At 43.0% G+C, this 12,519-nt stretch carries 6 protein-coding genes; all 6 read left to right on the forward strand.

What is annotated here, in order from left to right:
- Positions 1–116 precede the first annotated feature (116 nt).
- The 6 genes from DN752_RS18715 to DN752_RS18740 all read left to right on the forward strand — a co-directional run bounded on the left by DN752_RS18715 (position 117) and on the right by DN752_RS18740 (position 12,424).
- Positions 117–1,112, forward strand: a complete 996-nt coding sequence (locus DN752_RS18715; protein WP_112785377.1) for a GlxA family transcriptional regulator — start codon at positions 117–119, stop codon at positions 1,110–1,112.
- A 712-nt stretch (positions 1,113–1,824) separates the two neighbouring features.
- Positions 1,825–4,191 (forward strand): TonB-dependent receptor, encoded by a 2,367-nt coding sequence (locus DN752_RS18720; protein WP_112785378.1) that lies wholly within the window; start codon positions 1,825–1,827, stop codon positions 4,189–4,191.
- A gap of 2 nt (positions 4,192–4,193) precedes the next feature.
- Positions 4,194–5,009: a DUF4249 domain-containing protein gene (locus DN752_RS18725; protein WP_245949305.1), complete on the forward strand. Its 816-nt coding sequence runs from the start codon at positions 4,194–4,196 to the stop codon at positions 5,007–5,009.
- Positions 5,010–5,355: 346 nt separating this feature from the next.
- Positions 5,356–7,992, forward strand: coding sequence for a toxin-antitoxin system YwqK family antitoxin (locus DN752_RS18730; protein ID WP_112785380.1), 2,637 nt, complete (start codon positions 5,356–5,358; stop codon positions 7,990–7,992).
- A gap of 453 nt (positions 7,993–8,445) precedes the next feature.
- Positions 8,446–9,072, forward strand: a complete 627-nt coding sequence (locus DN752_RS18735) for a Crp/Fnr family transcriptional regulator (protein WP_112785381.1) — start codon at positions 8,446–8,448, stop codon at positions 9,070–9,072.
- Positions 9,073–9,253: 181 nt separating this feature from the next.
- Positions 9,254–12,424: a TonB-dependent receptor gene (locus DN752_RS18740; RefSeq protein ID WP_112786615.1), complete on the forward strand. Its 3,171-nt coding sequence runs from the start codon at positions 9,254–9,256 to the stop codon at positions 12,422–12,424.
- The last annotated feature ends 95 nt before the right edge of the window (positions 12,425–12,519 follow it).

Consider the following 12,519-nt stretch of genomic DNA (forward strand, 5'->3'; position numbering starts at 1 on the left):
GTTAGGTTTGATCAAGCAGCACGATATAAAGGTCGGTAATATTATTTCGTTTTTATGAGGTGAAAGACGGCAAAAATAGGGGTTGAACTCGCCATATAATCTGGTTATCTTGTGGCATGAAAAGCGTGTCCATATTAGTGCCAGAATCCTCTGTTATGGAGGCCATTGCCGATCCGAGATATATGTTTGCGGCGGCCAATCAGTTTTTGGTGGCCGCAGGCAGGAAACCACTTTTTGAGGTTCAGCTTGTTGGTATGCACAGGGAGGTGAAACTTGGAGATGGGGCTTTTTCCGTCTTTCCTGACGCGATGTGCGATGAAGTGAAAGTAACCGACCTGATTATCATCCCGGCACTTTTTGGTGATATGAAGGAGTCCATAGCATCCAATGGAGACTTGATCCCATGGATTATAAAACAACATGCCCAAGGAGCCGAAGTGGCATCATTGTGTGTCGGTGCATTTTTATTGGCGGCCACAGGACTTCTGGAAGGAAAGAAATGTTCCACTCATTGGGCATATTGTCAAGAATTCAGGGAGACATATCCGTCTGTAGAAGTAGTGGATGGGAGCATTATTACGGAGGAATGCGGCATTTATTCCAGTGGCGGGGCCAATTCCTACTGGAACCTATTACTGTATCTTTTAGAGAAGTATACTGACCGTGATACGGCCATTTTAGCAGCAAAGTATTTTGCCATTGATATAGACCGGGATAGCCAAGCGGTCTTTGCCATATTTAACGGACAGAAAGACCATAATGATGAAGAGGTGAAGCAGGTCCAAGAATATATTGAAAACCACTATGATGAAAAGATCACGGTAGATCAACTGGCCAGTATGGTGGCTTTGAGCAGAAGGAGTTTTGAGCGACGGTTTAAGCAAATGACTGGAAATACGGTGATAGCATATTTCCAACGTGTGAAAATAGAGGCTGCCAAGAGGAGTTTTGAATCTTCGAGAAAGAATATTTCTGAGGTGATGTTTGATGTGGGCTACACCGATTCCAAGGCCTTTAGAGCGGTCTTTAAGAAAATCACGGGATTGACACCTGTCGCTTATAGAAATAAATACCACAAGCCACTGGTGTCCCCTCAGGGAAATCGCTTTTAACTCCATGAAGTTATTTAATTCAGGCAAAAAGAGTTAGACCGAGAGGACCTGTCTATCCTCCAGGTAAAGTCGAGGTCCAACGTCTAGCCTTCGACTCCGCTCAGGTTGACATCTCTTTACTAACCTGAGCTCGACTTATTTTTAGTATAAAAAGCGTCATTGCGAACCCTTTTTAGGAGGATGTGGGTTGGAAAAGGGTGTGGCAACTCGCCGCGGCGAGCTGCCACGGCATCCACCCGCTCAGACCTCACTCTAAGCCTCGAAGTGCATGTTCCGACCACTGTACGGAAACGGTTTTATAATCGAACTGAGGTTACTAATAATTTAAATGCGTTTGCCCTGCTTGACCCCCGGAATCAGTGCCCCTTAGTTTTTGGTTTTATCTGGCTGCTAGACCATAGCCGTTAGGCTACCGCATGTATGTTGATAAAAATAGGGTGCTGTTTTGTGAAAAAAGTTTTCTTTCTTGATCAGGGTAGGAGCATTTCAAGGTGTCTTATCATCAAGGGTATAGGGGATATACGGAAAACCAAAAAAAGTAATCAATTGATAATACCCAAGGGTTAACCTTATGGCCAAGGATGCCGTTAATCGGTTTTGTTTGTGTTATTTTGCAGGAATTAATACTGAACAGAAAAATTGGTTTTTCGAAGTGAAAACATCTTTGGATATTATTAGTTATAAATTTTTAATAATAAAATTAACCAGACTAATGGGGAAATTTAGGAGAACAAGCCGTGAAGGCCTGTTGAAAAAATTATTGCTTCTAAGCATCTGTATAGGGCTAGGAAGCATTGCTGCGTTGGCGCAAACAAAGCATACGATCAGGGGTACGCTGGAAGATGCTTCCACTGGTGAGGGGCTCATCGGTGCGACAGTATTTGTAAAGGAGCTTAGCACAGGAGGAACGAGTAACGTGTATGGATTTTATTCCCTTACCATTCCAGAGGGAGAATATACGGTAACGTATAGTTTTGTAGGGTACGAATCGGTAACGAAGACTATCTCACTGGATGATGATAAGACCATTGATGTGGAATTGGAGCCTGGATCTGCCGAACTGGAGGAAGTGGTGGTAAGTGCTGAACCAGAGGATGCAAATGTGCGCTCTACCCAGATGGGTGTCAATAAACTGGACATGCGGGAAGTGGAGTCGATTCCGGTGGTATTTGGAGAAAAAGATATCGTAAAGACCATCCAGCTGCTTCCAGGCATCAAAGGCAATGAAGGAAGTGGTGGGTTCTTTGTCCGTGGAGGAAGTGCTGACCAGAACCTGATTTTGCTGGATGAGGCACCCGTATATAATGCCTCCCATTTACTGGGCTTTTTCTCGGTATTCAATTCGGATGCGATCAAGGACCTTTCGATCTACAAAGGTCACATCCCCGCAGAATATGGCGGACGGGCCTCTTCTGTTTTGGATATCAAAATGAAAGAGGGAAACACCAAGAAGTTTGCCGCACAGGGCGGGATAGGCTTGATTTCCAGCCGTGCCACCATTGAGGCTCCGATAGTGAAGGACAAGGGATCATTTGTGGTCTCAGGCAGAAGGACGTATGTAGACCTGTTTTTGAAGCTATCCAATGATGATGATATCAATAAATCCACCTTGTATTTTTATGACCTGAATGCCAAGGCCAATTATAAATTTGGCGATCGTGACCGGGTGTTTGTATCAGGATATTTTGGTAGGGATAATTTTGGCTATGCAGATCTGTTTGGATTTGACTGGGGCAATGCCACGGGGACTATCCGCTGGAACCACCTCTTTAATGACCGGCTTTTTCTAAACTCCACTGCGGTATTTAGTGACTATAATTACGTGGTGGATATTTCTGGAGAAGAAGATGAGGATGATGGCTTTAAGGTGACGTCTTCGATCAGGGACATCAGTCTAAAGGAAGACTTTGAGTATTACATCAATCCAGACAATACTTTGAAATTTGGAGCGGGAATTATCCGTCATAATTTCGTCCCAGGGGAGATTTCGCCGCAAGGAGATAGTTATATCAATGCTCAGACATTGCAGAATAAATACGCTTGGGAAGCAGCGGCCTATGTCTCGGAGGAGCTGAAAGTTTCGCCTTCACTGAGTGTCAATGGCGGTCTCCGCTATTCGTGGTTTGCCCAAACGGGGCCAGGTGAGATATTTACCTATGACCAAGACGGTGATGTGGTGAGCTCCGAAACTTATGGCAAAGGGGAGATAGTGGAGACTTATGGAGGACTGGAGCCTCGACTGGGGATTACTTATATGCTAAATGACGAAACCTCCCTCAAGGCTTCCTATGGGAGAAATAGACAGTACCTGCATCTCGTGTCCAATTCCACTTCAGGCACTCCCATAGATCTATGGATTCCCAGTAGCAACAATGTGCAGCCGCAGATAGCTGACCAGATTGCCATGGGATACTACAGGAATTTTAAGGATAATATGTATGAAACCTCCGTGGAGGTCTACTACAAGGACATGCAAAACCAAGTGGACTACCGTACCGGTGCCGAATTGGTTTTCAATGAAAATGTGGAGTCACAATTGCTTTTTGGGAAAGGTTGGTCTTATGGAGCCGAGTTTCTCCTGCGCAAAAACACCGGAAGGCTGACGGGCTGGGTGAGTTATACCATCTCCAAGACAGAGCGGGAATTTGCAGGAGTCGATTATGGAGAAGTCTATCCAGCCAGCTGGGACAGGCCACATGATTTTTCAGTGGTGGGGATTTACCAACTAAACAAAAAATGGAACCTTTCTGCTTCATTTGTCTATCGCTCAGGCAATGCGGTGACCTATCCGATAGGAAAGTATGAAATGAAAGGAGAAGTGATCAATATGTACGGTAAGCGAAATAATAATCGAATGCCAGATTACAATAGACTGGACATCGGCGCCACGATGAAGCTTAAGGATAACGAGAAGTTTAGCTCTGACCTGAACTTCTCCATTTATAATGTTTATGCCAGAAAGAATGCCTATTCCATTTCGTTCCGCGAAAACAGAAGTGATCCGACGAAAACCGAGGCTGTAAAGATCGCCCTCTTCAGCATTTTGCCTTCAGTAACCTATAATTTTAGATTTAAATGATCATGAAAAAATATATCGGATTAATCTTATTGCTGTCCATTACCTTGATGGGGTGTGAGGACGTGATCGAGCTGGACCTTGATGAAGGAGAGGCCCGAATAGCTATAGAGGGAATCGTTACCGATCAGCCTGGCCCATATACGGTGACCATAACCGAATCAGTAGGTTTTTATGAAGACAATGTTTTTCCTGCGATTAGTGGAGCCCATGTGGAGATATCGGATGATCAGGGGAATACAGAGGTGTTAGTGGAAACCGAAGAAGGGGAGTACCAGACAACTGATCTTCAAGGCCAAAGAGGCGTGACATATACACTTACTGTGGAGCACGAAAACCAGACCTACACCGCCCAAAGCCGTATGCCAGCGGAACAGGTATTGATTGACTCCCTGGGTTTCCGGTTTGAAGAAGAGTCGCTACTTTATGATGAGGGATACTATTTTAAGGCTTATTTTAGGGATCCTCCCGGTTTAGGGGATAACTATAGTTTCAATGTCTTTGTCAATGGAGAGGTGTACGTCTTTGATTTTGATGGTGACATGATCGAAGATGATAATTTTTGGCTTTATAATGACAAATTCACTGATGGGAATGCCCAAGATTATGATTTCCCACATACCCTTGAGGAGGGTGATGACGTTTATGTGGAATTAAGGCATTTGGATAAGTCCACTTATGATTACTATCGCATGCTTGTGGATGTCATCGATGGCGGGGGGATAGCCCCTTCCAATCCTATTTCCAACTTTGGTGACACGGCCTTGGGGTACTTCGGGGCTTTTTCGGTCAGTAGTATAGAGGGAACGGTAGAAGAATAGTTTACCAAGCCGTTCGACAGAGCCTACTTTTTGTCGGACGGCTAGTTATTATCAGTTTCGCTCTAAGCCGTGATGGTGGATTGGAGGATTTCGTGCTACTGGGATGTGACGAATAGTAGAGGATTTTCTATGAGTCGAAGAGGCTTGTGGACAGTTGTCAGTAGATAGGTGGCTACAGCTATAAGCCTGAGTGATTTTAATCATCTTTTTCATTAAACTCACTATCATTTTTTTTTGACCAACTTAGATTGCATAATTTTGTGAGAATTAGTGTGTTTGAAAAGTGGAAAATCACCAATAAACGGCTAGTGGGTATGTTTTCCTAGTTGTTGTAAAAGATAAAATAATGAAGATTTATATAATGATTATCGTGGTTTTTTTTGCCATGGAACGAACCATTGCCCAACAAGATACTACATGGTTTGACAGTGATTGGAAGGAGACGGATAAGGGCGGTGCGTCTTTTTATCGTCCCACCCCCCAACCAAAAGACGAAGGATACTGGATGGTGGATTACTTCGCCTCTGGAGCCAAGCAGATGGAGGGGCTTTCCCTGTCACAAGATCAGGAGGTCTTTGAAGGTACTGTCGAGTGGTACCATGAAAATGGCCAGTTAAAGCAGAAGGCCAATTATGAAATGGGAGTGCTGATTGGGGAATTTGTCACCTACTATAACGGAAAAGCATACGCTACTGCCCAGTATGTGGATGGAAGGGTGTCCAATGGAAAACTACTCACCTTTATCGAGTCCTATCAGTGTTACCGACTTTTGGAATATCAAGATGGTAATCCCATCCACGAAAAGTTGTTTTTGGAAATGCCAGAGAAAGGGATGATTGAGGATAGCCGAATGGTGAAAGGTGAGTCTGGAAATATTTTGAAGATAAATTATTTTGACGGTAAGGGGAATGCCTTGGGTGAGCTTCAGATGGATGCTGATAATACCCAGGATATATCTACTTACGATGGGGTTCAGGTAAACTACTTCTATGATCCTCTAATGAAGAAAAGAGAAGTTTCTTATAAGCATGGAATATTCCAAAAAGGAACAGTGTGGTATCCATCAGGCGGAATCCGGGAAAAGATTCATGTAGATAATGATACGGTTTATACCGTCTATTTTGATGAGGAAGGAATAGAGCTTGGAGAGCTTGTAGGTAGGCAAGAGGCCGGAGAAGGATGGTATGGCCTACATGGTGTTCCTATAAATGGAACCCGGATCAATTTTACGGAGTCCTACTTTCATGAATCACCATCTATTCTAGATATCGAGGAGTTCCGAAATGGAAATGTCATCGAAAGAAAGGAATTTCAAGAAAACGGAAATTTACTGTCGGTGAATATTTATGGTGAGAAGGGGTTGGAAAAGACAGTGTCCTATGATGAAGAAGGGCATGTAGAACATGAGTTGGTCTATAAAGGCGGGGAGCCCTTTGAAGGGACTATGGTGGACCAACAGAAAAATGTGACAACCACCTATGTCCAGGGAGAATTGACCGAACAAATCAGCTACTATGGTGACGGTGCCAAATTTGAAAGTCGGGAAGGCGATGAGAGTGTTTTTTACGATCGAAAAGGAGATATCATAGGTAAGCTGACTTATAAAGAGGATGAAAATGGTAAGAAGAAACCCTATAACGGCACGTTTTATCAATTGAATTACAAAGGAAAACTGTATATAGAAGAAGATTATACTAATGGGGATCGGTCCAGGTATGCTTTCTATAATTCTTCCATTGAGAAGGGTAGGAATTCTAAAGAATCAGAAACATTCTATGATGAAAAGGGCACTAAGACCCGTTATAAATTCTATTATAAAAATGGTGCTTTGAGGGAAGATATCACGTACGCCCGCGGTTATGAAAAGAAGGATGCCAAATTTTATGATAACGAAGGGGATTTACTAGGAGAAATGGCATATCTCCCCAAGAAGCATGGTACTGAATACGAGTTTTTTTCTGATACCAGTGTGGTACGACATATTAAGAAATACGATGAAAGCGGAGAGTTGGTATATAAAAAGAGTTATGCTGAAAATTATACCAGAAGAGATGAGAACGGAAACTATCCAATGTTTCTTGAAGAGGAGATCGATTATAATGGAAAGGCCCGCTTTTATGATCAAGACGGAGGACAGCTAGGGGAAGCAGTCTACAAAGATGGAGCACCGTGGACGGGGGTCGTAAAAAAAGGTACCGTGTATGAATATAGGTTGATACCTTACCAGTTTGGGCAAAAGCAAGGTGAAGAGAAGTTGTTTTTAAATCCGGAAGGTGGTGTGCCCAAGCTGATTGAAAGAACAAGTTATGCAGAAGGTAACCGCCAAGGCAAGCGTTTCACCTACTATCGGAATGGTCAACCCGAAAGCGAGGAAACGTATTCCCGAGGTAGACTGGATGGTGAATGTGTGTATTACAAAAAGGAGGGAGGAGTACGTAATGAAATAGTATATACAGCTGGTGAACCCACAGATGGCTTGCTGGTGTCTTCTGATTACCCAGGGCATACCAAGAAATCATTTTATAAGTCAGGGGATCTTCTGAAAATAGAAGTATGGCAGGATAAGCAGCTGCTTAAGCAGATGGAGACTGATGATAATCAATTACGTGCTACCGTATATGATACTACAGGTATTGAAACGGTAATTTTCAAGGTCTCTGATGTAGAAAATAAGACCGGTGAGGTGATTTATAACCGAGGAGACGGGGTTGTAGAAAAAGGCGTGTTTAAAGATGGCCTGCCAGTGAGCGGTACTTTTTATCTTTCTGAGTTTATGGCTGGCTATCAAAACTCCAAGTGGGATGAGAATATTGCCAAAATAAAACTAGAGACGACTGATGAAGAGTATCGAGTAAGTGCACTGAATGAAGGTGGAGAAGTGCTTTTCTCAGTCACGGAAATGAAGGGCTTAGAAAGTTCTTATTATTTTGAAAAGGTACTGGATCCGTATTCGTTTTATTATAATGTGATGCCGGAGTTTTAAACTTGGCTCAAAGCAATTTCAGGTCGCAATACCTGGCCGTGGCGTAGATAGGCTAATGTATATTCTGGGTTCAATACCGTTTAGTTAGTGTGTATCTGGGATATTGGTTAAATTATTTTTCTTGCTAAAACTCGGTTTAGTATTGAGCTAAGAGCGTAGCACCGCTACGCTCTTAGCTTACTGTTGTTCCGACAGCTATGCTGCGGAACAACTAGCATTGAGTTTTTAACTCAAAACCACTATTCGGTGGTTTGATGGGGAGCTTGGGACGGAGTATCATGGAGGTCTTACTATTATTGGCTCATGAGCATCAATGACACGTGTTGACCTATTTTTTACGTGCACTTTTAAGGATAGTCCTATTAAATTAACATTACTTTTAAAAACACTTCACCATTAATTAATCAGTTCACCAATGCAATCAGGTATTTTTATAATAAAAATAAAGATAATATGGCCATACCTATACGACCCAATAATGATTCATACATGGATTTCAATTTTCATGAACATATCATCAATAACTATCCAACTGAGTCCATTGGAAAAGTAAGGGAGATGGTCATAAAAAAAAATGATTATATCTATGATCCCTCTTCCAAGCATTCGTATCTATATGAGATTTTGGAAGGTGCCGTGAAGTTAGGGAGTTATAAAGAGGACGGAGAGGAGTTTACTTTTGATGTGGTGTTCAAGAATGATTTTTTTGGTGATCTAAAATATTTAAATAGCCAGTTTTTTGAACATTCCAAAGCATTGATAGACACAAGGGTTAGGGTTTATGATCGGGAATTTTTCAAACAGATGGTAATACAAAAGCCACATGTCTCCGAATGGTTTATTTCATACGTGGTAAAAAGGTGGTGCAGTGCCGAAAAGAAGTTGAAAAAACTCAATGAGAAAAGAGCAAGTGAAAGATTGATTTTCCTGAATTCATTCTTTGACATCCAAGTCATGGATATCCATAATACCCCCTATTCGTTGTTAGACCTGCTTACCCAAAAGGACTTGGGAGACATGATGGGAATGACCAGGCAGACGGTGGCCAATATATCCCGTGGTCTTTTTCAAGAAATATAATATGAGGTGCGCCGAAGGTTTTATTAACACACAAAAACCTATTTGGATGTACCTTTTATGAGACAAGTATCTTTTGGTTTATTATCATTTTGTTACCACATAGAGGCATGTTAATTTTTAACATGTGATAGGAAAGTTGACTGATAATTTTGGGAAAAAATTCACCTATTATCACATCACTATGAGTCAAAAGACCTTTATTCAATTTACTACACGGATTGTGTTATGTATGTTGTTTTTGGGAATATCGGCAAAGGCCTACTCCCAAGCGACGAATGCTTCCATTTCTGGAAATGTAACTGACAGCCAAGGTGAGTCACTTGTGGGTGCAGCTATCTTGGTCACCAACAAACAGACGGGCTTTACCGCCTCTGCCATCACCAACATCACCGGAAACTATGTGGTCAACCAACTACCACTCGGTACTGACTACTCCATTACCTGTACATTCCTTGGCTACGGAACCAAAGTTTTCAATGGCTATGAACTTAACCAGGGTGATCGAATAAGACTGGACATCCAGCTGAGCGAAGAAGCACATAGCCTAAGCGAAGTCAGCGTAGTGGCCAATTCCCTTTCCAATAGCATAGACAGGTTTGGGAGCTCTACGGCGGTGACGGCAAAAGACATGGCCACATTGCCTGTAAATGGACGGAATTTCAATTCCTTGGTTGATCTATCGCCCGTGTCCAAGGGAAGTAACTTGTTAGGCCAACTGTATTCATCCACCAATTACACCATTGATGGTATGACCAATAAAAGCCCCTTGTCAAGTGGATCCACCAACAGGGGGCCATTTTCTATTTCGATGGAGGCGATCAGGGAATTTGAAGTAGTTACAAATGACTATGATGTCACCAATGGCCGAAGCGGTGGTGGCATTGTCAGTGCTGTGACCAAGTCTGGTTCCAATACGCTCAGTGGCTCCGTCTTTCTTTACAATAGGGCGGACTGGCTATCCAGTAATTATGATACCCGAGGAAATAAAAGAGAAGATGAGTTTTCCATTCAGCAGTATGGTTTTACCTTGGGTGGGCCCATTATCAAGGACAAGCTTCATTATTTTGTCGCATATGATGGCCAAAGAGATGCCCGGCCATTATATATAGCAGACATCAGGACTGCCGAAGATGAAAACAGGTATAACCTTTCCCAAGAATCACTTGACAGGTACCTACAGATCGGTCGGGACAAATACGGCCTTGCCGACTCACCTCAGACAGGGAGCTTCAGTAAGAAAAGGTACTCTCATACTGCTTTTGCAAGGATTGATTACCAAATCAACCCAGCAAACCTCTTGACGATCAGAAACAACTTTTCACGGGATCTAAATAGCCAAGGGGTCTCGGATAACAGCGCTATCAATTTATATGAAGTATATGGCGACCACCTTTCTACTGCAAACAGCCTAATGGCGTCGTTAAGAACTGAAATAAACAATCAATTGACCAATGAGCTAAAACTCCAGTACCTCTATACGCTAGATGACGGTAGGCCAAATGAACAATTGCCTAGCACCAATATTCCCCGTGCTATTGTCCAACGAGTAGAGTCTGATGTGGATGGAAGCAATGTCAATACAACCATCCAGTTAGGCGGGCAACGATACCTTCCCGAGCGTTTTGAATCGCATGTATATCAGTTGGTCAATAACCTGTATTATACCAAGGGAAACACCAATTTCACGTTTGGGGCGGACTTGCTGCTCAATAACCTGACCTCTCTTGCCACTAGTGAATTTAATGGACGGTTCTATTTTACAGGATTGGAAAATTTTGACAACTTAACCCCATACAGGTATGCAAGGGAAGTAGCTACTGAAGACCCCACTGTCCAACAACGTATTTTTGGAGGCGGGATATATGCTCAAGCGGACACTGACCTTGGCAAAGGCATGAACCTGGTCCTTGGCTTAAGGGGAGACCTCACCAGCTATCAAAACAGCCCGACATTTAACCAAACGGTATATGACGAACTCGGTTTGAGAACTGATGTAAAGACGGGTGGTTTCCAAATCCAGCCACGGTTTCAATTCACTTGGGATATCAATGAAAAGCAACAGGATATTTTGAGAATAGGCGGTGGTGTTTTTGGTTCCGCACTGAACAACTACTCAGATGTGAACAACCTCCAGTTTGATGGTACCAAAATTTTTGCCGTGGACATTACAGGAGACCAAGTGCCTGTACCCGACTTTCCAAGCTACAGAGATGATCCAAGCACAGCCCCGGGCATTGACCTGTTGGAGAACCCGGAAGTGACTCCGATGACCACGATCAATATGAACAGTGAAGACCTCAAGGTACCTACAGTGTATAAGGCAAACCTTATGTACAATAGAATATTCAATGACAGGTTGCGTCTAGGCATGAATTTCATTGCCTCTTTGGCTAGAAATAATTACATGTATGTGGACAGGAATATGGTGGACCAACCATACTTTACCTTATCTGACGAAGGCAACCGTGGGGTATATGTTCCCGCAGCATCCATCAGTACTACCAACGGGAACGCCGATTGGACCCAAGGTAGAAAAACAGATGATATTGGACGGGTACTGGAGCTCAACAGCGAAGGAAAAAACAACACCTATACAGTAGTCATAGATGGAAGCTACCGCTATTACAAAGACGGACAGATCACGGCGAGTTACACTTGGAATGACAGCAAAGACAATACATCATATAATGGAAATGTGGCCAACAGTGCTACGCTTTTCCATATGGTAGTGGACGACCCCAGAGACCTCTCTCGTATGAGTTATTCAAATGGCCAATATCGAAACAAAGTAGTCGTATATGGTACGTTACCATCATTTAAAGGATTTACGGTAGGGGTAAGGTATTCCGGAATAGGCGGAACTCGGTATTCCCTTCGCGTCAACGGAAATGTTAATGGTGACTTTGTAAATTCAAATGACCTGGCATTCGTTTTTGACCCAAGTACTGCAGGCTTATCCGAAAGCATGGTAGAGGGGATGAACAACGTGTTGGCCAATCCTGACAACCTTGCCAAAGACTACATTCGGCAAAGCTTGGGATCGGTAGCACAACGCAATGGAGGCGTAAACGGATACTATGGAAATTGGGATTTACGTGCGACCAAAAAGATCTATTTTGGAGGAAACAGAAAATCAGGTATAGAATTGGGGATGGACATATTCAATATTGCCAATTTGCTTAACAAATCATGGGGAACCAGCAAAAACCTCGGCAACCAGAACCTGCTGACCATCCGTAATTTTGACCCTGAGAGCCAATCCTATATCTACGAAGTTAATCCAAACGTAGGGGTCACTACACCGGGAGGTACTCCGTTCCAGTTACAGCTATCAGGAAAAATATTCTTTTGACCCGTCTTATGCATTAGGAAGCGTAATAGCCTGTCCCAACGATTGTCGGGACAGGCTTGAAACTTCAAGAAAACCAGTTTTCTTGGAGATGGAGG

The sequence above is a fragment of the Echinicola strongylocentroti genome (genome assembly GCF_003260975.1).
GTDB classification, from domain to species: domain Bacteria; phylum Bacteroidota; class Bacteroidia; order Cytophagales; family Cyclobacteriaceae; genus Echinicola; species Echinicola strongylocentroti.